General features: G+C 52.2%; 19 protein-coding genes and 1 pseudogene. 10 read left to right on the top strand and 10 right to left on the bottom strand.

Annotated elements, in window-relative coordinates; genetic code table 11:
* The 4 genes from C7386_RS08815 to C7386_RS08800 form a co-directional block, all read right to left on the bottom strand.
* The coding region (locus C7386_RS08815; RefSeq protein WP_318261270.1) for a helix-turn-helix transcriptional regulator at nucleotides 1-610 on the bottom strand (610 nt) is incomplete at its 3' end.
* Nucleotides 611-647: 37 nt separating this feature from the next.
* A complete protein-coding gene (locus tag C7386_RS13760; protein ID WP_286050291.1) occupies nucleotides 648-770 on the bottom strand; it encodes a hypothetical protein in 123 nt (40 codons plus the stop codon).
* A gap of 569 nt (nucleotides 771-1,339) precedes the next feature.
* Nucleotides 1,340-2,320, bottom strand: a complete 981-nt coding sequence (locus C7386_RS08805; RefSeq protein WP_110436028.1) for a hypothetical protein — start codon at nucleotides 2,318-2,320, stop codon at nucleotides 1,340-1,342.
* Entirely contained in the window at nucleotides 2,317-3,591 is a 1,275-nt protein-coding gene (locus C7386_RS08800; RefSeq protein WP_110436027.1) for a RecQ family ATP-dependent DNA helicase, read from the bottom strand. Before C7386_RS08800 ends, C7386_RS08805 begins: the two co-directional genes overlap by 4 nt.
* Before the next feature lie 432 nt (nucleotides 3,592-4,023).
* On the opposite strand from C7386_RS08800, the gene C7386_RS13755 reads away from it, so the two are divergent.
* From C7386_RS13755 to C7386_RS08760, 6 genes are all read left to right on the top strand, one after another.
* Nucleotides 4,024-5,580 (top strand): glycohydrolase toxin TNT-related protein, encoded by a 1,557-nt coding sequence (locus C7386_RS13755; protein ID WP_286050290.1) that lies wholly within the window; start codon nucleotides 4,024-4,026, stop codon nucleotides 5,578-5,580.
* Nucleotides 5,577-6,059, top strand: coding sequence for a hypothetical protein (locus C7386_RS08790; protein ID WP_110436026.1), 483 nt, complete (start codon nucleotides 5,577-5,579; stop codon nucleotides 6,057-6,059). Before C7386_RS13755 ends, C7386_RS08790 begins: the two co-directional genes overlap by 4 nt.
* Nucleotides 6,060-6,257: 198 nt before the next feature.
* Nucleotides 6,258-6,626: a Fic family protein gene (locus C7386_RS08785; RefSeq protein ID WP_110436025.1), complete on the top strand. Its 369-nt coding sequence runs from the start codon at nucleotides 6,258-6,260 to the stop codon at nucleotides 6,624-6,626.
* 1,482 nt (nucleotides 6,627-8,108) lie between these two features.
* Complete coding sequence (locus C7386_RS08770) at nucleotides 8,109-9,527, top strand: MFS transporter (RefSeq protein ID WP_337386493.1); 1,419 nt, start codon at nucleotides 8,109-8,111, stop codon at nucleotides 9,525-9,527.
* 262 nt (nucleotides 9,528-9,789) lie between these two features.
* Entirely contained in the window at nucleotides 9,790-10,560 is a 771-nt protein-coding gene (locus C7386_RS08765; protein WP_110436024.1) for a TraX family protein, read from the top strand.
* A 229-nt stretch (nucleotides 10,561-10,789) separates the two neighbouring features.
* Nucleotides 10,790-11,626: a DegV family protein gene (locus tag C7386_RS08760; protein WP_165815515.1), complete on the top strand. Its 837-nt coding sequence runs from the start codon at nucleotides 10,790-10,792 to the stop codon at nucleotides 11,624-11,626.
* Nucleotides 11,627-11,978: 352 nt separating this feature from the next.
* On the opposite strand, the pseudogene C7386_RS13750 reads toward C7386_RS08760, so the two are convergent.
* The 4 genes and pseudogenes from C7386_RS13750 to C7386_RS08740 form a co-directional block, all read right to left on the bottom strand.
* Nucleotides 11,979-12,086 (bottom strand): annotated as a pseudogene (locus C7386_RS13750) (AbrB/MazE/SpoVT family DNA-binding domain-containing protein); the annotation flags it as partial.
* 385 nt (nucleotides 12,087-12,471) lie between these two features.
* Nucleotides 12,472-13,707: a cytosine permease gene (gene codB, locus C7386_RS08750; RefSeq protein WP_110436014.1), complete on the bottom strand. Its 1,236-nt coding sequence runs from the start codon at nucleotides 13,705-13,707 to the stop codon at nucleotides 12,472-12,474.
* Nucleotides 13,708-13,734: 27 nt separating this feature from the next.
* Nucleotides 13,735-14,832, bottom strand: coding sequence for a hypothetical protein (locus tag C7386_RS08745; protein ID WP_227109084.1), 1,098 nt, complete (start codon nucleotides 14,830-14,832; stop codon nucleotides 13,735-13,737).
* Between the two features lie 219 nt (nucleotides 14,833-15,051).
* Nucleotides 15,052-16,059: an ATPase P gene (locus C7386_RS08740; RefSeq protein ID WP_110436013.1), complete on the bottom strand. Its 1,008-nt coding sequence runs from the start codon at nucleotides 16,057-16,059 to the stop codon at nucleotides 15,052-15,054.
* A 396-nt stretch (nucleotides 16,060-16,455) separates the two neighbouring features.
* Here C7386_RS08740 and C7386_RS08735 point away from each other — a divergent pair, with 396 nt between their 5' ends.
* The 4 genes from C7386_RS08735 (at nucleotide 16,456) to C7386_RS08720 (ending at nucleotide 20,121) form a co-directional block, all read left to right on the top strand.
* Nucleotides 16,456-17,403, top strand: a complete 948-nt coding sequence (locus C7386_RS08735) for an ABC transporter permease (RefSeq protein WP_110436012.1) — start codon at nucleotides 16,456-16,458, stop codon at nucleotides 17,401-17,403.
* Entirely contained in the window at nucleotides 17,397-18,176 is a 780-nt protein-coding gene (locus C7386_RS08730; RefSeq protein ID WP_110436011.1) for an ABC transporter ATP-binding protein, read from the top strand. Before C7386_RS08735 ends, C7386_RS08730 begins: the two co-directional genes overlap by 7 nt.
* 71 nt (nucleotides 18,177-18,247) lie before the next feature.
* The gene (locus C7386_RS08725; RefSeq protein ID WP_110436010.1) at nucleotides 18,248-19,435 is read left to right on the top strand and encodes an ABC transporter substrate-binding protein; all 1,188 of its coding nucleotides are present in this window, start codon (nucleotides 18,248-18,250) and stop codon (nucleotides 19,433-19,435) included.
* 26 nt (nucleotides 19,436-19,461) lie between these two features.
* On the top strand, nucleotides 19,462-20,121 hold the full coding sequence (locus tag C7386_RS08720) for a DUF1847 domain-containing protein (RefSeq protein ID WP_116705304.1): 660 nt from the start codon (nucleotides 19,462-19,464) through the stop codon (nucleotides 20,119-20,121).
* Nucleotides 20,122-20,301: 180 nt separating this feature from the next.
* Here the strand turns inward: C7386_RS08720 and C7386_RS08715 are convergent, their stop codons facing one another.
* Both C7386_RS08715 and obgE read right to left on the bottom strand, forming a co-directional pair.
* The gene (locus C7386_RS08715) at nucleotides 20,302-21,207 is read right to left on the bottom strand and encodes a DMT family transporter (RefSeq protein ID WP_116705303.1); all 906 of its coding nucleotides are present in this window, start codon (nucleotides 21,205-21,207) and stop codon (nucleotides 20,302-20,304) included.
* 179 nt (nucleotides 21,208-21,386) lie between these two features.
* Nucleotides 21,387-22,661: a GTPase ObgE gene (gene obgE, locus C7386_RS08710; protein ID WP_110436007.1), complete on the bottom strand. Its 1,275-nt coding sequence runs from the start codon at nucleotides 22,659-22,661 to the stop codon at nucleotides 21,387-21,389.
* Nucleotides 22,662-22,941: the final 280 nt, after the last annotated feature.

Genomic DNA, 22,941 nt, shown 5'->3' with positions numbered 1-22,941 from the left:
CTTCCGACCGGCTGCGGTACTCGCGCGGCGAAACGCCGACGTGCTTTTTGAACAGATAGCTGAAATAGTGCGAATCCTGATAACCGACGTCAAACACAATATCGCTCTTGCGGCTGTTGCCCTTGGTCAGCAGATGCTTTGCCGCCTCGATGCGGACAGCGGTCAAATACTCGACAAAGGTCTGTCCGGTCTCCTGCGAGAACACGGTGGAGAAATGATTCGGGCTGAAGCCGACTTTCTCCGCACCCCGATGCAGTGAGATCGCACTGTCTGCATAGTTTTCACGAATAAACTCCTTTGCACGGCTGATCTCCGCGCTGTATCGCACATTCTGATGGCGATAACACAGACGAGTCATGCGCTCCAGCACGGTTTCGGCATAAGTGCGGGCGCCCTCGAGCGTTGCCGCCTGGCCGAGCACCGCCTGCGGATCCTCCGGGGGCGGGATGCTGCCCGGCTGCACCTCATCAGCCAGCTGCGAAGCCGTAGCGAGCAGATTCATCAGCAGATAATACCGGTACAGCACGCTCTGCACGTCCTGCGCCGCAGAGTCACCGAAGTAGCCCTCGACAATACGCGGCACGTCCTCGTGGGCGCGCACCGAGCTCATCACCAAGGGCTGCCGCCGCCTTGGTGTGCCGCTGCATCTAACTGAAAACGCCGATCATTCCATGGAAACCGGCGATGTCCTGCGGGATATCACAATCCTGCACACCATTCTCGAGCAGACCGATCGCTGGATGCGACAGCGTTGTATCTAACCGTGCCATCTCCGACAGCAGATCCCGTAAAATTATGTATCCGTTTGAGGAAAGCATTGCAGCTCGGTGCAAAATGTTGTGCTCTTTTCTTGTATGACCTTACAGGAGAGTTTACTATGAAAATTTTACATATCACACCCTTGCAGGACGGGTTTTATATGCCCGCGGAATTTGCGCCGCATGAAGACTGCCTGATGATCTGGTCTGAACGTGCCGATTCGTGACAGTACGGCGCCTATGCCGCACGCAAAGCCTTTCTGCGCGTGATCGAAACCATTTAAAGCGAACACATGACCGTTCTGTGCTCGGAGGGGCAGTACGACAACGCGCGTGCCCAGCTTCCCGACCTTTGTCATCCACGCCGACGGCGAGAACGACCCGCAGTATGCGCTTTCCAAGCCGAAACCGGACACTATGTTGGCCGCCTGGAAGAACTGGCGTTCAACCAAGGTGGCTGACAGCCGAACAGGTGCACAAGGACGGACAAGAGCTCGGAATAACGCTTTATGGACAGTACTTGCAGTGCTTATGATGGAGAGCATTAACGAGGAGAAAACATTGTTGTTAATCCCTCAATATTAGTAGCTAATGATGCCCATTCCCATCTCCTCAAACTTTCCCAACAATTTAATAAACTCAGATTTCTTAATTCTGCAATCTTTCTGGACGGCTGCGAGCGAAACGCAGCCGTTCGCCTTTTTCACGATACGACGGAGCTTTCTCTTCGTCTTTTCGCGGTACTTGGAGGCATTGATACAATCCAACAATTCTGGGATTGAAATCGGGTCAAAATGCGCCATATGCAGCCGGTGGAAAAACTTATGCTGCTGTTTTTTAATCTGAGAGCCAAACTCGACAAGCTGGCTTTCCCAATCTTTAGATTTGGTCAGTTTAGTGATTTTCGATCGTCCAAACCGCAATTCCAGACGGAGAATACGATCATCAATAACGATATGATGTCGTTTCTCAAGTTTATAGGATTTATCATAGACCGAGAATGCACAGCTTTTAGACTTATTCTCAACCGTCCACGAATGCTTATTGGCACCTTTGAATTTTTCATCGGAATTTGAATATTTACCGAACTTAACTGCGCTGTAGTGAGGGATAGGAAAGGATTTCTTGAAAATATCCAAACGATCTTGAACATCAGCCTTGCGCTCATAGTACAGATTGCGGGTCAAGTCACACCGTGACAGCTTGAACTCCTTGAGCCGCCGGTCAACGCCGATTTTATCAAGGATATTTCGCAGGCGGTGCTTTATCTGCTGTACAGACTTTTCGTCAGTTTGAAATAATGCAGTCGGCTCATAGGTACCGGCGAGCAGGGAAGACGGGTTAACAATCAGTATCAGCCAGCACGGATGCGAAACGGACTGGCCAAGCTGTATCTCAACGCCGATATCCTTGAACTGTGGCATCTGGTAATACGATGAAAGGCCTAATTTCCCTTTTCCGGTGCGAATACACTCGTTTTGTTCAATAATGTTCTGGATCTCGGAATATTTGCATTGTAATTTCAACGAAAAGGTGTGAATACCGTACTCGTTCGTAATCATTTGCTGTTCCTCCGTTTCTGCGCGCATGCTGTGTAGCGTTTACAGGTTTTCACCTCATGCTGCCCTTGGTACTCGAGAATATCACTTACCATGCAGTTATCGCTGTGGATAAAGTCATGCACCTGCTTCCGTTTTGTCTTTATCGTTTTAGCGGCTTTGGCTGACTGCTTTTTGACTTTCTTGATAAAGCTGTCCGAGACCGTGTCATCATCGCCGTTCTGATCGTAGAAGAGGACACAGTGCGCCTTGCGTCCGTCGCGTCCCGCTCGGCCAATCTGCTGAATGTAATCCGTCATGCTGATCGGTGCATTGAAGTGCACGACAAGTTCAATATCGGCAACATCAATGCCCATACTGAATGCCGAAGTTGCAATCATAATCTTTCTTTTGCCTTGCAGGAAGTCGAATAGCAGCTGTTTCTTGCGGCGTTCCGGCTTGATTCGTGAGTGATAGCGGGTAACGTCACCGGGGTATATTTCTTCCAGAATGTTGTACAGCGCATCTACATATGTAGTCGTCTGCGCAAAGATCAGCACCGAGCCATCTTTGTGATACTTATCAATCAGCTTGCAGAGCTTCTTGATACGGAATTCCAGCCGTTCCTCCAGCGTTTTCTTGTTGCAGGTAACGTCCTTCTTGAGCAGAATAAGATTATCACGCCGTAAATCACTGCGGAGCACAGCAGGCTTGTCCATATGCAGACTATCATGGATGATATTCAAAGAGTCAGCAGATATTGTCGCAGAGCAGGCACAGATAACCGGTTTATGTTTCAGTTTACCAATAAAATCACCGATATGCAGATAAGCGTCACGAAACGTATAACCCCATTCCGTAATGGAGTGACATTCGTCTATTACGACCATAAAGATATCCGAATGCTGCATAGTTTCAATAAATGAATGGTTTTGCAGTTGCTCTGGTGTGACATAGAGAAAATTCAGCTTTCCCTTGCGTACCTTGTTCAGTATCTTAGAGATATCCTTTTTCGAGCGGGTCATATCGATATAATCGGCAGGAATATCATGAGCCTGCAACGTCTGCACCTGATTGTATATCAGCGCAAGCAAAGGCTCGATAACAATCGTAAGCTTGTCGGAATGAGCAAGCCCAACGGTTTCATAGATGACCTGTTTGCCAGAACCCGTGGCAGCAATGACGATTGCGTCCTGTTCAGCATCCAGCGTATTCATCGGAATAATCTGAGCCTTGCGAGGCTTATCAAAACCAAGCTGTTTGAGTGCAGATTTTAAATGTCGTTTGATATCCATAGAGATAACCTCCAATGTGTTAAGATTATCTTTATGTTATCGGAATGTAAAAAGATAATGCCGAATAGTGAATATTTCTCGAAAATAAATTACATTTTTCAATATGACTGATTTTCTTCTTAAATGCCTTAACAGGATAGTTTAGACCTGAATATGGCATTGTCAATGATAGAAAGTGTAAAAAGGTTAGAATAGATAAGTGCGGTTCATGCGCAAAACGACAGGCCCTGCCGCTCGAAAAGTATCCGAATGGCAGGACCTGACTTGCTGGGTAGTTGGACTAAATCAGAGAGCAGATTTTTATGAAGTTGTTGGAAGTTCAATAGGCAATATCTATCAATTTCTTGCTTTTGAATTTATTTCTCTTGACAAAATCCCATTCCCCTCCTATTCCATAGAACAAATATTCGTGTTATTTGAAAGGAGGACTTTATGCAGGTAATCAAAACAGTCGCCTTACAGGCAGCAAACAATACCGGTCAGCGCATTCGTGAACAAGCTGCATGGTTTTATCTGCGGCATATGAATATCGACGAGGACACTTCCTCCTCTACAGCATTTCATGCGCTCCTGACACGGAAAGAACGTGAATCTCTGCCCGCACCGCAAGGCGAAAAGGAAAAAGCGGTACGGAGCCAGCTTTGTACTCGTTCAGCCTTGTTCGAAGCACAGCTTTATGATACGATAAATGCATACACAAAGCTGTTCATCATGAGCACAGAAGATATTCCCACCGGTCTGCGGTACAAGCTAAATTCTGATCTGACTTCATTCAATGAGCAGACCACGCAGGCGCTGATGAATCAATCCACAATTTGCATACGTCAGAACAGCACTACCGACCAAATGGCAAAAGAACTGCTTCTTGTATGGGATAAAGCCTCCAAGCGATTAGCCGATGATATTGACGGCGCCTATATACAAGCCAGCTGGTATTATCTTCTCCATCAATTTGATAAGGCCGGCTATCACAAATTTCAGTATATCGTCAAACATCAGCAGGGACTTTGTAATACCTGTCTTTCATTCAGCAACAAAACTTTTACGCTGAATGAATTGATTCAGCAGGATTTGCTTCCTCCGCTGCACCCGCACTGCCGCTGTGCCGTAATTCCGGTTTACGAATCTTCATCGGCATTGGAACAGCCTGTTGTTGCTGCATCCCCCAACGCCGACAATCATTCGAATTGGTATGATGCACTGCTGCGTATTCCCTCCGATGCCAGAGCACTGCTGAACGGTTTTGTTGCCGCCCAGCAGGAACGTATTGGTCGTGGAACGCTCAGCGGCTTTCTTGACTGGCTCACTATGGGTACAGTCAGCGGTCTTTATGAGGGATTAAAAACGCGCACAGATGCGATGACAAAAGATCCCTCACTTTATAATATCGTAAACTGGCTGACCCTCGGTACCGCTGATATGGTAAAGGGCGCATTTTCGCCGGAAAAAACACTGTCGCTTGAACATTGGCTGGATTCACTTGGCGTTGTCTCTATTGCTTTTGGCGCGTATGAATTAGCCCAGAAATATGCTCCGACGATGATTGATGATGTGGCGGCGTTTGAAAATACAGCGGCTCAAAACGCTGTGGAAATCAACCTGCCAGAAGATGCTCTGATTGTCCGTGATACCAAATACGTTGATGAAAGCGGTCATGTTGACTATCCTAAATACGCACCGGATAATGGATTTGTGGCAGGAACAACGCATATAGAAACACTTGATGTCGGTGCTTTAATCGACCGCTATGGCGGACCAGGTGGTGATTTTACCGCACCCAAAGGTACACCATATAAAATGCGGTCATTGCCCTATTATAAAAATCAGAATGTCTATCATGTTTATCGAGTGATCAAACCCATTGAAAATGTAGAAGCAGGAAGAATCGCTCCGGCGTTTGGCGAACGCGGCGGCGGCATACAGTACCGCCTGCCAACTAATATTAAAGAACTAATCGAAAACGGTTATCTAGAGGAGGTTATTAAATGACTGCAATGAACCAAAACCAGCTCCGTGCGATCTTCCACTATTTGAAAGTCCCTGCCAGTGCCTATGACTTGGGTAATAATATGCGACTGGGTGCCTGTGAAACAATAGAGCATACCTCGCAAGGCTGGGAAGTATATGCGACTGAACGCGGCAGCAAGTGTGCTGTTAAGGTATTCTCCAATGAAACCGATGCCTGCTATAATCTGCTCTATCGCATGACACATTATTGCGATATTGATAAAACCTTGCCGAATTTAACTATCCGTAAGCTGCATTCCATTCTGGTCTATCTGAAAGTACCCGAAGACCTGTATGACTTCAGTGCCGGCTATTTCGGCACGAACTGCTATTCCATGGAATGGACAGAACAAGGCTGGGAGGTATTCTTCGCCGTGAACGGCGAAAAGTGTGATGTTGCCGTCTTTGACAGCGAAACCGATGCCTGCCTCGACCTGCTGTATAAGGTGATGCATTGCTAAGCACCTTGCACAGCAGCAACAGATTGGGTATAATAAAAGCAAATATCTGGAACAGCAGGAGAGATAACTATGGCAGAAAGTTTTACCACTCGGCTTATCCAGCGTCTTCAAATTGAGCAGAAGAAAAATGACCACGGCGGCGTATTTGAAGATATTGCAAACGGTTATCCGATCTGAGAATACAAGAATCGCCGAAATATCGTATCGGATATTACAACTGCACTGCCGGAAGATGTTCACGCGCGCATGACGACACTGCTGGACGAATATAATGCCGCAGACAAGCATGATCTGCACGGATTGGCAAAGTTTCATGCAGATTATGAGGCTATCCACCCGTTCCAGGACGGAAACGGACGAACCGGACGGCTGATTCTGTTTAAGGAATGTCTGAAAAACGATATTATACCCTTTGTGATAAATGACCGCCGCAAAGCAGAATACTATCATGCGTTGAATACCGCGCAGACAAAACAGGATTACAGCCTGCTGGAGCGGTTCTTCCGCGAGGAGCAGTCCGAATACCGCCAGCAGGTCGAGGGTTTCCTGCCACCGGTCAAAGAATAGCCAACGCCACTGCGGCTACTACGAGGCTACTGCCACCGAATATCGGCAGTCCCAACAGGTGCAGAAAACATACAAAAACCACACAAAATGTTGGTGAACTGCGCCTTTTTAGTAGTCGCTGCGATGCAAACACCTCACATAGCACCGCTCCGACTCCAAAGGCCATGCGTTCAAATCGCACCGGGCGTACCATGTTAAACCGCTTATTTCGTTGAAATGAGCGGTTTTTCTTATTTTCTATACAAATGGAAATCGAAGAAAATTTTTTACCGCCTATTTGTCGTCCATACGGACAGCAGAAAAGCCTCAGACATTTTATCGTCTGAGGCTTTTGTTCTATCTCGCTTTCGGTAGAAGCGTTTTTTTCAAATCAGCAGACTATACTCCACCAACAGCCCTCCTTACGATCCGGCAGTTTTCCAGATTGTGCCGCCAACTTCTTTTCCTAAGATTTTACGCGCCACTCCAGTTTTTTAATATCTTCCGCAGGCGGCAGATCCTCCGGCTGAATGCCACGCTGTCCAAGCATATCGCGTACAGAGCGATCATTCTGCAAGTGTTCACACACAGGAGCAGCCGCCGTATCGGCACGAACTTGATGTACCTTGTAAGTAAGCGACAGATGCTAAAGTGTATGTCATTGATGACAAAACACACAGCACCATGCTGTTAGCTTCAGAGTATTAACCAAATAAAATGGAGGAATTACCAATGAAAGAGACTATAATTTGTGCGAATTGTGGTATCGAGCACCCACTCGATATCATGTACCAAGTAGAGGGGCGACGGGCTTTGCGAAGATTGCTTTGATGCTTGCTATGTCCGCTGTGACGACTGCGGCCGTATTCTGCGCCGCGACAATGCGTATTGGGGTGACGCTGTCAATGCCATCTGCAACGGTGCTTACAATTTTTGTTAAACCTATTTGTCTAATTTTTGGGGCGCTTCAACGTGCGGAAGTTCCTCTATTCTACTTTAATGTGCGGTACGGCGTCCGAACGAAGTCGAATACCTCGCCTTCTGCAGCGCGGGCAGAAGCGCCAGCGCATAGCCCTCCTCCATCGGTTCGTCGCTGCGATTCATATGGGTCGGTCGAAAAATACCAAGCGAAGCGTGCACTGCGTGCAACGGCGTTCGTCGGTTCTCGGTTTGCATCGTTTTTTTGATTATTACGCCTATTTATTTTATTATAAATTGTGCATCATCAACTACTAATTTTACCTATCGCACAAAATATATTTAGTTTTTTATATATAGTATACAAGAATTTCTTGCCATTCGTGTAAATTCGTGATATTATAGCAGATGCGGTCACGCCTTGCGAGGATGTAGATTTCGAAGCACGATCTCTGCAAAGCAGGCAGGCTGCACTCTAAACAATCCTATCCGCTTGCAGCAGGCCGGAAAACGCAGTTTGATCAGGTGCATTTTATTGGGGCGGCTGTAAATTGGAAGCGAAACCAGAGAAGGAGAGAATGTTTCGTGAAAACCAATCCAACCATGCAGGCAGAGGCGGTTCTGCCTACACGACCTGTTTCTGAAAACGGAAAAATCAATATTCTGACGCGCCTGGCTTACGGCGGCGGTGACGTAGCGTGCAACGTTGTCTACGGCATGATCGCCACGCTGCTGACCCTGTTCTATACCGACTATGCCGGTGTTTCCGTCGCAACCGTAGGTCTTGTCATGCTGATCTCGCGTTTCTTTGACGGCGGCTCGGATGTTGTCATGGGCTTCATTGTGGACCGCACCCATTCCAAATGGGGACAGTCCCGTCCGTGGATCCTGTGGATGTCGCTGCCGTATGCGCTGAGTGCGATCCTGCTGTTCAGCGTACCGCACACCAACGCCACGATCCAGTTCCTGTACATCTTTGTCACCTATAACTTCTGCACGACCGTCTGCTACACGGCGATCAATCTGCCGTACGGCTCGCTGTCTGCCATGATGACCCGCGACTCCAAGGAGCGCGATCTGCTGTCCGTATTCCGCATGGGCCTGTCCCCGATGGGCCGTATCATTGCCGTCACCTGCACCATGCCGCTGATCAAGCTGTTCGGCAACGATCAGGCTGCCTGGGTCAAGGTAATGAGCATCTGGGCCGCAATCGCTTTCCTGCTGCTCATCACCTGCTTTGTCAAGTGCGAGGAAACCGTACACATCACAGCCCGCTCGGAGGAAAAGATTCCGGTCGGCCGCAGCCTCAAGGCGCTGGTCACCAATCAGTATTTCTGGGCTGTCCTGCTGCTCTGGATGTTCCAGAGCACCAATCAGGCTGTTGTCGGCACGATTCTGCCGTACTACTGCAAGTATGTGTTCCATAACGACTCGTGGATGTACAGCACGCTGTATCTTTCCGAAACCATCGTTCTGATCGTATTCACCTTCCTGTGTCCGCTGCTGCGCGATACGCTCGGCAAGCGCAACATGATCGTAGCAGGCGCTGTCCTTGTACTGATCAGTCAGGGACTGTTCTTCCTCAACACCACCAGCTTCAGCTGGTGCCTGTTCACCACCATGCTGCGCGGTGTCGGCGAAGCACCGCTGTGCGCCTTTGTATTCGGCATGATCGGTGACGTTGTCGAGTTTGGCCAGTGGAAGCACCACATCCGTCAGGAGAGCTTCATCTTCGCAGGCGGTTCGGTCGGCACCAAGCTGGGCACCGGCATCGCACAGGCAAGCATTGCAGGTATTATGAGTCTGTGCGGCTATATTTCCTCGACCGGCAGCGCTGTTGTGCAGTCGCAGTCCGCAATCAACTCGATCATCAACATCTATATGTTTGGCCCGCTGCTGATCTTTGTCGGCGTCCTGATCGTCGGCCTGCTGTATCAGCTCGACAAAAAGTATCCCGCTATCATGAAAGAACTTGCAGAGCGCGAAGCGCGCGGCGAGCTGTAACTTTCTGATCTTCATATTCCCTCAACCGTTCCCGGCATGGCTGCAAAGCTGTGCCGGGAATCTGTTTCTCGCCCTGCCCGCACCGGTCGGCAGGGCGTTTTCCGTCTGTGCACCGTGTCCTCCTTGCCGAGAAGCGGATATTCACAAAAAGTTTATCTCTGCGGCATTGCGGCTGTCCGCTCTCCTGTATATAATAAATGCAGAGCACATTCCTGTGTCTCCCCTCCCGATTACCGAACGATTCAGATAAAGAAGCACCCGTATGTCAACCAACAACCTGTCCACTCCCGCCTCCGGCCGTTTTTCCCTCAGCGCCGCGGCACTTCACATTCTCGCCATGGTGCTGATGCTGATGGATCATCTCTGGGCGACCCTCCTGCCCGCGCAGGACTGGCTGACGTGTGCCGGACGGCTGGCCTTCCCCATCTTCGCATTCATGGCGGTGGAAGGATATTTTCACACCCACAGCTTCCGGAAATACGCCCTGCGACTTGCGCTGTTTGCCGTGCTCTCCGAAGTGCCATTCGACCTGATGTACGGCGGAACCTGGTTCTATCCGGTGCACCAGAACGTGATCTGGACGCTGCTGCTCGGTCTTCTGAGCATTCATCTGATGGAAACCGTGCGCAAAAAGCAAAAGACATGGCTGTATCTGCTCACCGCCCTGCTTGTTGTGCTGATCGGCACAGTGCTGGGCACCCTGAGCATGGTGGACTACTACGGCACCGGCGTGCTGACGATCTTTATCTTCTACTTCTTCCGCGGACGGAAGTGGTGGTGTCTGGCAGGACAGCTTCTCGCCCTCTACTGGGTCAATGTGCAGCTGCTGGGCGGTCTGCTGTATCCCGTCCATATATTCGGCATGGAATTTGAGATCTGTCAGCAGGGGCTTGCACTTCTGGCGCTCCTCCCCATCTGGCTGTACCGCGGACGGCAGGGCTATCACAGCAAGCCGTTCCAGTATGCCTGCTATGCCTTTTATCCCGTACATATGCTGATCCTTGTGCTGATCCTGCAATATCTGACCCGCTGACGGCCATACCAGCATCTGCAAACATCTGTAAAACTTTTTATTTATCAAATGCGCGTTCTGTTATATAATAAGTAAAACATCAAGACCGCGCATTTTCTATTTTCTGTTTTATGAAGGAAAGTGTGCAAGACAGGCCGGCTGCTGTGTGCGGTGCAGATCGACTGCAAGAGAGAGCGCTTTCCCCATGATAACACTGAAAATTTTCAGTAAGAGAGAAAGGAAAAACCATATGAACTGGAACATTATTACGGATTCAAGCTGTGATCTGCTCCCTTCCACCAGTCCAGACGGAAGGATTCGGCTGACCAGTGTGCCGTTTACCATCCGCATCGGAGAGCGGGATTTTGTCGATGATGAGCATCTGGATACGCTGGAAATGCTCTCCGCCATGGAGCAGGAACACTCGGCCGGCCACACCTCCTGCCCCACGCCGGACGCATGGCTGGCGCAGTTTGAACAGGCGGACTGCGCGATCGCGATCACCATTTCCTCGCAGCTGTCCGGCAGCATGAACAGCGCTCTTGCGGCAAGAGATATGGCGCTGGAGAAAGATCCGGATAAAAAGATCGTCATTCTGGACTCCTTATCCACCGGACCGGAGGTTCTGCTCTGCGTAAAGGAGATCGAGCGTCTGATCCGTCAGGGCCTTTCCTTTGACGATATTGCGGCGCACGCCAGAGGTTTTCTGCAGAAAACCAAAATTCTCTTTGCGCTCTCCTCATTTGACAACCTGATCAAGAACGGACGCATCCACCGTCTGACGGGTATGCTCGCCAAGGCTCTCGGCATCTGGGGCATCGGCAGCGGCAGTGACGAGGGAAAGATCGCCTTTGAAAGCAAGGCGCGCGGTGCAAAAAAGGTCGTACAGACGCTGGTCAGCACCATGAAGGAGCACGGATTCATCGGCGGAAATGTCGCGATCAGCCATTGTGATAATCTCGCACTGGCTCAGACGCTGAAAAACAGCATTCTGGATATCTGGGAAAATACAAGCATCGAGATCCTGCCGACCCGCGGGCTCTGCAGCTACTACGCCGAGCGCGGCGGATTGATCGTCAGCTACTGAGCCGGAGCCGATCGACCGTCTCCGTTTTCAACAAACAAAGGGCGAAACCGTATGGTTTCGCTCTTTTTCTGTTCGGTTGATTGTTTTCCGCTCACAGCACCTGCACCCGCTCCGCGCGGTGCAGCACATCCAGATCCTCACACGCCCCACCATCGCCAGCCATACCTTGAGCGGCTCGGCCTTCTTAGATAGCACGGACGGCGCCAATTCGCAAAAACCAGTTACTTCCTATTATGTCTTTGCATATTCTCATTGTCAGCACATCATTTTCCATCATTATGTACTAACTCCACCCATTTCTTTTGGCTAAATTGCTTACCGCAAAACAGAATTTCTCCCACTGTGCCAATGTCATCTGCAACGGGTCGCCCTCTCGAATCCTAAGCGTTCTTCTGATTTCCTTCGGAATAACAACGCGGCCGAGATCGTCGATCCGGCGCACGATTCCGGTTGCTTTCATAGCAATTCCGCCTCCCATTTTCGGTATTTCTGCTGCGATAGTGGTAGTATTTACTGAAATCGTGCAATTCATGTAGAAAAACCGTATGCACAATGTGTTCCTATTCATGAAAATTATGGTTTGCAGATCTGTTCCTTTCGCGTTAGCAGCTGCTCTGCACAGCGGACGCACGGCTGATATGTAATCAATCCGCAACCCTCTTTGTCGTTCATTGTTTTTCTGCCAGTCCTCGAAGAACGGATACAATAAACGTCAGTATATTCAATATCATGCTGTATATTCTCCTCATTTTTGTATTGCGGCAAAATAAAAAATCCCCGATCAAACCGCAAGGTCAGCAAGTTCGGCTGACCTTGGGTTAAACCGAGGATTTTTTTGATTCTGCTTACTTTTTCGCCTTGCTGCCGACCAGATAGCACACAGCGGCAACGATCATGCCGTTGATGGATGCGATACCCCACGGGACCAGATTTGCCACCACAGCGCCCAGCACAACGCCGAAAACCGCAAACCAGTTGACGTTTTCGGTCACTTCAACGTCCTTGTACTTTTCACGGTCCATGAAGAAGCTCATCACCAGAATGATGCCGACCGGCGGCAGCGTACAGTTGAGGATATTCAGCCAGCCGGTGAAATTCCAGTACAGCCAGACCGCAAGCACGGTGCCGATAATACCGGAAACCAGCACCATCGGCTTCTTTCTCTGGCCGAAAATGTTCGCCAGACCCAGACCCGCCGAATACAGTGCATTATCGTTCGTGGTCCAGATGTTGAGACCGAGGACCAGAATCGCCAGATAGAACAGACCGAGGTTGATCATAACCTCAAAAATATCATTGCCGCCGACGTAGACCGACGAAATACCGCCGAAGAAAAACATCAGCGAGTTGCCGATAAAGAACGCGATAACGGTCGTGACCGCACCAACCTTGCCGTTGCGGGCAAAGCGGGAGAAGTTCGGCGTTGCCGTGCCGCCAGAGACAAACGAGCCGATAACCAGACCGGCGCCGCCGACAACGGTCAGCGTACCGCTGGACTTGGCAAACTGATCAATCAGCGTACCGTTGCCCTGTTTGACCGCCATCACCATGGCAACCGTACCCAGGATTGCAACCAGCGGAACCGCAATATAGCTGATGAGCGTCAGCGATTTGATGCCGAAATACGCCGAGGCCGTCATGCACACACCCGCAATGATAACGAGCACCCATTCAGCCGCTGTGCTGCCGCCGAGCAGCTCATTTGCAACCGGAATGGCAAACATGGCGATACCGACGCCGAACCAGCCGATCTGCGTAAACGAGATCATCGCGCTCGGCAAGTACGAGCCTTTTGCACCGAAGGCTTTGCGTGCCAGCAGGTCAAGGCTCATGCCGGTTTCCGCGCCGACATAACCGAGCAGACCGGTGTACAGGCTCAGGATCAGGCCGCCGATGATCATGGAGATGATAAAGCCGCCGAAATCCAGTCCGTCTGCCAGCTCCTTGCCGACCCACATGCTGGCCGAGAAGAAGGTGAAACCCAGCATGATCATGAACATAGTTACGATGCCGCGGCGCGCATAATGCGGCACAGCCGCTTCCGCAAAGTCGATATCGACCGGTGTGTTGTCATTTTTCATAGATTTTATCCCCCTTTTGTGTATTTGTCAAAGAATGTACTTTTTGAGCGTCGTGGTGAACTCGTCAATGCGCTGATGCGCGATCTCCTCCAGCGTTACGTCCTTCAGGCTCTCGACAAAGCCGCGCTCCTGCTGATACAGCCAGCGCGTCAGCTTTGCGTCCAGCTTTTCATAGTGGCAGTCCTTCAGCCAGTCCTCATAGGAAATCGGCAGCGCATGACCCAGTTTTTCCTCCAGCAGCGCCTGCTTGTCGATCTTGTCGGCACGCGCGAGAATGCCGTTCCAGAATTCCAGCACCTCTTCAATGTGCTCGTGGATTTCGTAACGGCGTGCACCGCCATCGTAGATCGTGCACTTCTCAAACAGCGGATTCTGCATGGAAAGCGTCTGACGGCGGAACTCCGGCGCCACAATGCCGCCCTTCCAGTAAAAGTCGATGAGCGCACGGTTGATGCCGGAAACGCCCTTGTCGCCTTCCTCGTAGCAGCTGAAAACGCCCTCGTAGTACACGGTGATGAAGCCCTCAAAGTCCGGCCAGTAGGTGCGGATTTCTTTAGTCAGCTTTTCGAGAATCTCAATGCCCTGGGTACCGCCGATGGTAAACAGCAGGATGTTGCGCAGCTTGGCGCCCTGCTTGCGGTAATAGTCGGTGACATAGCGCAGGCACTGCACAAGCGTCTCGCCCGAGGCGATGATATCGCCGATCATCAGCGTGCTGTTGGGCACCATGGTCAGCTTGCAGTACTTGATATCGAGCGACATCTCATCATTCTCGCCGAACACGCGCTCACTGGACATAAAGCTGATGTCATGCACGCGGATATGCTCCTTGTAGCAGCTTTCCTCGAGCGGGTAGTTGAGTGCGCCGCGCAGAATGGACAGAATGTTCGCCGAAGTGATCTTTTTCTGCTCCTTGAGGTAGTACATCATCTGCGAGGTAGCCGTCACAAGCGACGCATACACCTCGTAGCCGACAACCTCCGGATGGTTCATCAGCTTGCGGGTCTCGGCCTCCGAGACGATGTAGTATTCATTGACAAAGCTGCCGCCCGCCAGACGGTAGCAGTCCACACCCTGATCGCTGAATTCCGGTACGATATGGACGTCATTCCAATTTTCGATCATATCAGTTTCCTCCCTAAAAAAAGGGACCGACTGCCATTTTGCGGGCAGAAGGTCCTTGGTTTTCATCGTTTTCCTATTGGATTCAACGGAACGCCGCATGTTCTGTTTTTACACAGCATATCCGTCCATCCCCTCTTTTTCGACTTCATTTTACTGCATTTATTATACGGGAGAAAACATACTGTTGTCAACAGCTTTGCAAGCCTCAGGCCGGATTTCTTACTTATAATCCGCATTCAGAAACAGCGGCTTGATCGTAGAAATCTCGGCGTATTCCTCCTGCGATACCTGCATATCCGCATTCATGGTCTGCAGATCGGTCTTGACGACCTCAAGCGCCTCCATGACGTTCAGCGCATGGCCTTCCGCGATGGCCTGCTGCATACGGCGCAGCACGATCGGGTGCGCGTACCGTGCGGGCAGCGGAAATGCCGGAAAACGGTCGATATAGTTCTGCATCTGTACCCGCGCCTGCTTATCCCCGCGCAGAACAGCCGCATTGTTGTTGCGCGCCGTCGGCAGCAGGCGCCATCCGCCAAACAGGAAAACTGCCGCCAGCAGACACAGCAGCAGGTATCCGCCGGAGAAACCGCGGCACACGAGCGACACCACGCCGTAAATCAGCGCCGCCGCCCCGAGCACCATGATCGCTGCAGCCGCCCAGCGGTATCCCGCGCTCCTGCTCTGGTAGTTGCGCCGCCGTTTGGCTGCACGACTGAGCCGCTTGTACAGCTCGGGCTTGCGCTCGAGGTACGCGATCGCATTCTCCAGCTCCTCAATCTCCCGCTCGGCGCGCATGCTGAGCGGCGGTCGTCGGCGTTCTTCCGCTCTCCGGCGCTCGTACTCGACCTCGAGTTCAGCCTCCTCTTCCTCGCTGACGCACGGAATCTCCGGATGCATCTTGTGCAGCACGCGCAGCAGCTCGTCAATCTGATCCTCGTACTTGAAACAGCACACCTGCTGCATGCCGCCGTCATACTCCACAAGCAGACAGGCTCTGCCTGCAAGCACACCCCGGACACCGCCGGTGCCTTCTTCTATAAACTTAAATGCCCGCGTAATGGCGGAAAACGGCACATAATAATGCCGGTCAATAAAATAACTGTTCAAATATAATGCCCGACGACCAACACCGCACGGACCGATCCGGCGGCAGTGCTGCTTATCGCGGACAAGTGAAGCGTCATCCAGCATGGTTCTGCTGAGCGGACGCGGTTTAAAAATCATATTCATCACCTGTAAATATTGTAGCACAAAAGCGTGGATTCAGCCACCCGATCCCACAAGAAATCCTGCTGCGGCGGTTCTTTATGCAAAGCGACAAATTCTCTCTTTCAGACAAATCGTTTTTGGCATACTATCCAAAATCACAGTATTCCTATTGACAATTAGGACATTCAAGTCTATACTTTCAACTACTGAAACCCGATAGGATTTATATGAATTGAAAGGAGAACCTGTCATGAGCCGAATGTACTGTATGAATCGCTGCTGTATGTGTATGCACCGCTGCTCGTGTATGCGTTCCCTTGTGACCTGGCGAATGTGCGAATAACGCGCATAAACCATCCTGGCGGAAGGCATACGTCTTCTGCCATTTTTTGTCGAAAGGAGTTCTCCCTTGTGAAGCATTTTGTCAAATCACTGCCAGTTCTCTCCATTCTTCTGGCGCTCGCCTGCGATATTCTGCTGCCGGATTCCGCGCAGCATCCTGCCGCAGAACATCCTTATTTTACATGGGCGCTGCTCATCGGACTGGCCGTGTATGTGATTGCCCTGCTGATATCGCTCGGCAACACCAAGGTACGCGATAAGCTGTCGTACAGCGCACTGTTCTATGCAGGAGCGGTTCTGGTGCTGAACATCCTCAACCTGCTGACCGCCAAGTTTGCGATTCTGCCGGTGCTGTACTTTCCCTCGCTCGACCGTGTGTTCGGCGTTCTCGTTGATGACAGCGCGTTCCTCGCGACCTGCCTTGCATACTCCGCACGCCTGCTGTTCTTCGGCTGGCTCGGCGGTGCGGTTGTCGGCGTGCTGACCGGTATCGCCATCGGCTTCAACAAGACCTTCGCCTACTGGGTACAGCCGCTCGTCCGCGTGCTCGGCCCAATCCCGTCCACCGCGTGGATCCCGCTAGTGCTCATTGCTTTCCCGACTGCGGTTTCCGCCAGTGCCTTCCTGATTGCGCTGGCTGTGTGGTTCCCGACTACCGTGCTCACCAGCAGCGGCATCGCTTCCATCCCCAACTCGTACTTCGAGGTCTCCTCGACGCTTGGCGCGGGCGGCTTCTACCGCATTGCCAAGGTCGGCATTCCGGCTGCTATGCCGCATATGTTCCTCGGCCTGTTCAACGGCACCTGCTCGTCGTTCATCACGCTGGTCACCGCCGAAATGCTCGGCGCCAAATACGGCATCGGCTGGTACATCAACTGGCAGAAGGAAATGATGGCATATGCCAACGTATATGCCGGACTGATCATCATTGCAGTCACCTTCTTCATTCTCATCACGCTGCTGTTCAAGTTCCGCGACCGCGTGCTCGCATGGCAGAAAGGAGTTATCAAATGGTAGGAAGTATTTCGATTTCGGGTGTATCCAAGCATTTTGTCAATCCCACCGGAGAGCGCATTACCGCTCTCGACAATGTTTCGCTCGATATTCCCGCCGGTTCGTTCGTTTCGCTGATCGGACCGTCCGGCTGCGGCAAGTCCACGCTGCTGCGTTTGATCTCCGGTCTGATTCCGATGGATGACGGCAGCCTGACGCTGGACGGTACACCTATCAAGGCCCCCGGTGCAGACCGCGGCTTCATGTTTCAGGAGCACACGCTGTTCCCGTGGCTGTCGATTTACGATAATATCGCGTTCGGTCTGCGCGCCCGCGGCATCTACAAGCAGGAAAAGAACCGCGTAGACGAATTTATCGAGATGGTCGGCCTCAAGGGCTTCGAGCATTCGTATCCGCACCAGCTTTCCGGCGGCATGTGCCAGCGCGCGTCTCTCGCAAGAGCACTCGTTGGCAAGCCCAAGGTGCTCCTGCTCGATGAGCCGCTCGGTGCACTCGATGCCTTCACCCGCATGAACATGCAGGACGAGATCCTGCGCATCTGGAAGGAAACCGGCATGACCGCCATCATGGTAACGCATGATGTGGATGAGGCCGTGTATCTTTCGGACAAGGTGGTCGTTATGACACCCCGACCGGGACGCATCACCGGCACGCTGGATATCAAGTTGGCCCGCCCGAGAGCACGCAGCTCGGAGGATTTTCTTCACTACCGTGCGGAGATCCTTCGTCAGCTCCATTACGGCGGCACAATCAAAGAGCCCAACTACTACATTTAAGATCGTATTAAAGAACGCACATTCATTATTATTGTTTTTATTATATATTTTCCTTGAAAGGACAGAAAACCATGAAAAAGAACGGTATTTTATTTCGAGCGGCAAGCGGACTTCTCGCAGCTGCACTGACACTCTCGCTTACCGCCTGCGGCGGCTCAAGCAGCAATTCGGACGCTTCCACGGCAGCAGATTCCGCCGATTCCGGCGCAACCCACCTGCGTCTGATCTACTCTCCTTCTCTCTGTGCCGCACCGATGTACATCGCGATCGAGAACGGCTACTTTGAGGACGAAGGTCTGGACATTGAGCAGGTAACGGTTGACGCGGCACACGTTTCCGAGGCCATCGGCGCGGATCAGGTTGATGTCGGCATGGGCCTGATCGGCAAAATGCTCCAGCCGCTCGAGAACGGCCTGCCCATCAAGTTCACCACCGGCCTGCACACCGGCTGCACCAAGCTGCTCGTACCCGGTGGCAGCAACATCAAAAGCATTGCCGACCTCAAGGGCAAGAAGATCGGCGTACCCGGTCTGGCTGACGCGGCAACCGTTGTCTCCAAGCGCTCGCTGAGCGCGGCAGGCATCGGCGTGACCGACCAGAACATGGAGGTTGAATTCTCGGTTTACTCCCGCAACGATCTTGCACAGGCACTACAGAACGGTGCCGTTGACGCAATCGCACTCGGCGACCCGGCGGCTTCTATTGCAGAGGAGCAGTACGGTCTGACCGCTCTCATCGACACCGCAACCGATCCCGAGTACAAGGACGAGTACTGCTGCGCAGCATTCGTCACCAGCAAGCTGGCTGAGGAGAACCCGAAGGCTGCAGCAGCCTTCACCCGTGCCGTACAGAAGGCATCTCAGTGGGTACAGGAAAACCCGGACGAGACCGCAAAGATCATCACCGAAAAGGAGTATGTCTCCGGCGACGCGGACTTCTGCGCACAGATTCTCAAGACCTACAACTACAAGCCTTCGGTTCAGGGCGGCTATGACGCACTCAAGCAGAACGCCGAGGAGCTGACCCAGATTGGCGTGCTCAAGGAAGGCACCGATGCGACCAAGTTCGCAGACAATGCATATATCTTCTTCGATGATGTTCCGGATGCACCAGAGAGCGACGCTTCCACCGATACCGCCACTAAATCCACAAAGGCCTCCTCTGTTAGCTTCCAGCCGGCAGCAGCAGCCGAGGCTGAGGACGACTGCTGCAGCGGCAAAATCATCAAGCCCGCACAGGACACAAACGCAAAGGCATAACATCGTTTTACAGGGAGGAAAGGATTATGTCGGAACTGAAATGCACACACAGCTGCTCGGACTGCAGCAGACTCGGCTGCCGTTCGGCCAGCGAGGAGCAGTACCCGCCGTTCTGCTTGACGACGAACGTAGATAAGGCACTGCTCGAGGAAACACTTGAAATCTACCGCAACGACCCGGAACAGGGTCTGATTGCCCGCACCTCCGCGTGCATTGAAGGCGAGTTTTACGGCCGCCTGACCCGTGTCGAGGAAACCATCGAGTTCATCAAGCGCATGGGTTATAAAAAGATCGGCATCGCGTCCTGCGTCGGTCTGATGCGAGAGACTTCCATCTTCGCCCGTATTCTCAAGGCAAAGGGCATCGAATATTTCACGGTCGGCTGCAAGGTCGGTGCACAGGACAAGACCGAGATCGGCGTGCCGAACGAGAAAAAGCTCAACGGCGGCTGCGGACACGAGTCCATGTGCAACCCGATCATGCAGGCCAAGACGCTTGCCGCGCACGGCTGCGATTTCAACATCGTGATTGGTCTGTGCGTCGGACATGATACCCTGTTTCTGCGCCACAGCAAGGTTCCGACAACGGTTATGATCGTCAAGGACCGGGTACTGCAGCACAATCCGGTGGCGGCACTGTACGGCGCACAGTCCATGTATTCGCGGTTTAAGGATTTGGGATTGTAAATTCAGCAAACCGGCTGCAATCCGGCACCGTCCGAACTGCATCCCTGCGTTTCTACCCTTTGGACTTCATCATCATCTCTCTTTCGCCGTTTTGAATGATTGCAAAAACCTCCTGCCTTCTTTCTGAAGACAGGAGGTTTTTTCAGCTTAACCTGTAACATCGGGCATAGCCGAGGCGGCTCATCTGTTTTTCTCTTTGCCGAGCGTTGAATACAGCACACCGAACACGATAAGCACCGCACCGGCAATAAAGCCGACCGTCATATGCTCGTTCAGCAGCAGGACACCGAGCACCATCGAGGTGAGCGGCTGAATCGGGTAAAACAGAGAACAGGTGCTCGCCTCTGCACGGGAGAGACAGTAATTCCACAGCGAATGCGGAATGGTCGTGCAGAAAATCGCCACATAAAACAGCACAAGGATGTACTTCGCGTGCAGGAAGTCCATCTCCGGGTGGGTGATGATCTCGCGGAGCATCAGCGGCAGCGTGCCGATAGCGGCAACGTAAATACCGTAAGTCGTGACGGTCAGCGCGTCATACTTCTGCGAGAACGAGCGCATGAACACGCTCAGCGCGCTCCACGTCAGCACCGAACCGAGCGAAAGCGCTATGCCGAGAATATGACCGCCGCCGGCGTCTCCCCCGACGATGCAGACCGCACCGGCAACCGCGCTGACAATGCAGACGACCTTCTTCATCGTCATGCGCTCATGCAGCAGCAGAACAGCGAAAAAGCAGATGGCGATCGGATTCATGCAGTTGATGAGCGAAGCCAGCGATGCGCCCGCCAGCTTGGTGCCGTACTGCTGCAAGCCGATGGACAGCACATAGCCGCCCAGACCGAACATGATAACATATTTCCAGTCGCCGCCCTTGATCCTGCGCGGCTTTCCGTTCGGGTCGGGTTTGCGAAGGCGCTGCAGGATGGTCATGGCAATGGCTGCGATGATGTAGCGCAGGCACAGAAGCGTGAACGGCTGAATCACATCGAGCAGTACCTTGCTTGCCGTGTACAGGCTGCCCCAGAAAATCGTGGTCAGCGCAAGCAACAGGCAGGTTGTTTTATCGTTCTTTTGTTGTTGCACAGTTTGTCAACTCCCCTTTTGTGCATTCTGAGTTAATTGTAGCACTATTTCAGCGAGTTGAACATAGGACGATATAATTTTTTAGTGATTCTGCATTATGCTACTCCCACTACGTTCTCCACACTTCACTCTGTATATACGATAAAAAAAGAGGACCCCAAGGTCCTCTTTTTCGCGCTTTAATAAACGTACTCGAACTCGAACTCTCCGATCACGACCGGAGCGCCCTCCTCGATGCCCATTTCCTCCAGCTTGGCGTAAATGCCTGCAGACTGGAGCATACGATCCATATACTGGCGGGATTCGTAGTCGTCGATGTTGACCGAGCCCATAATCTTGTCCACCCATGCACCGGTGACAACGTATGCGTCGCCGTCGCGCTCGATGGTCCAGTCGTTCTCGGTTGCGGCCTTCTCCTCGACCTCGACGAACTCCGGCTCGTAGATGAATACCGGCGGGAGCTGCTGCAGCTCGTGCCACGTCAGATTCATCAGCTCCTTGACGCCCTGGTTGGTCGCCGCGGACAGCTCCGCAAACAGGAAGCCGCGCTCCTCTGCGTACTTGCGGATCTTCTCGACCGGCTCACGGTCATCGCCCAGCAGGTCGGTCTTGTTGGCAACAATGATCTGCGGACGCGCTGCCAGAAACTCGCTGTAACCGGCAAGCTCGGCGTTGATCTTCTCAATGTCGTCGATTGGGTCGCGGCCCTCACTGCCTGCCGCGTCAACCAGATGCAGCAGCAGACGGCAGCGATCAATGTGGCGCAGGAAGTCGTGGCCCAGACCGGCACCCTCGCTCGCGCCCTCGATAATGCCCGGAATGTCGGCCATGACGAAGTTCTGCTCCTCACCGACCGAAACCACACCGAGGTTGGGCACCAGAGTCGTGAAGTGGTAGTTTGCAATCTTCGGACGCGCCGCCGAGACCATGCTCAGCAGCGTGGACTTGCCGACGTTCGGGAAGCCGACCAGACCGACATCGGCCAGCAGCTTCAGCTCAAGGATAATGTCGCGCTCGACACCCGGCAGACCCGGCTTGGCAAAACGCGGTGCCTGACGCGTCGGCGTTGCAAAATGCGTGTTGCCCCAGCCGCCGTTGCCGCCCTTGGCCGCTACAAACGGCTCGCTGTCGGACATATCCTTCATGACCTGACCGGTTTTCTGGTCACGGATGATCGTGCCGCGCGGTACACGAATGATCAGGTCCGCACCATCCTTGCCCTTGCAGCGCTTGCCGCCGCCCGGCTCACCGGGAGCCGCAACATACTTTTTCTTGTAACGGAAATCGAGCAGCGTGGACAGATTGTCATCTACCTTGAAGATGACCGAGCCGCCGCGGCCGCCGTCGCCGCCGTCCGGACCGCCGGCCGCCACATACTTTTCGCGGTGAAAACCAACCTTGCCGTCACCACCCTTGCCGGATACGATCTTGATTTTTGCAATATCAATAAACATGGTAGTCCTCCTTTCTTCTCAAAGGTGTAATATCTATCTAAAATCAACAAAATCCCAGACGAAGTCTGGGACAATAAAATACCAGTTTGCTTGCAAACTGCAACCACATGGCAGATTTTCCGAACGGAAAATCGAGCCATCGGCCCGCCGCAGCGAATTGCGCCTCCGGCGCAATCATTTAATCGCGGCACTCCGTGCCGCAACAAAACGTCCAGCTTTGCCGGATGTTTTGTTACCCCGACCCAGCCGCATTGTGCGGCGCCGTTGGGGTATCAAATTT

Origin of the sequence: Agathobaculum butyriciproducens, from assembly GCA_003096535.1 — a bacterium.
In the GTDB taxonomy this organism is placed as follows: Bacteria; Bacillota; Clostridia; order Oscillospirales; family Butyricicoccaceae; genus Agathobaculum; species Agathobaculum butyriciproducens.
This window is presented reverse-complemented; position numbering and strand designations above follow the sequence as displayed.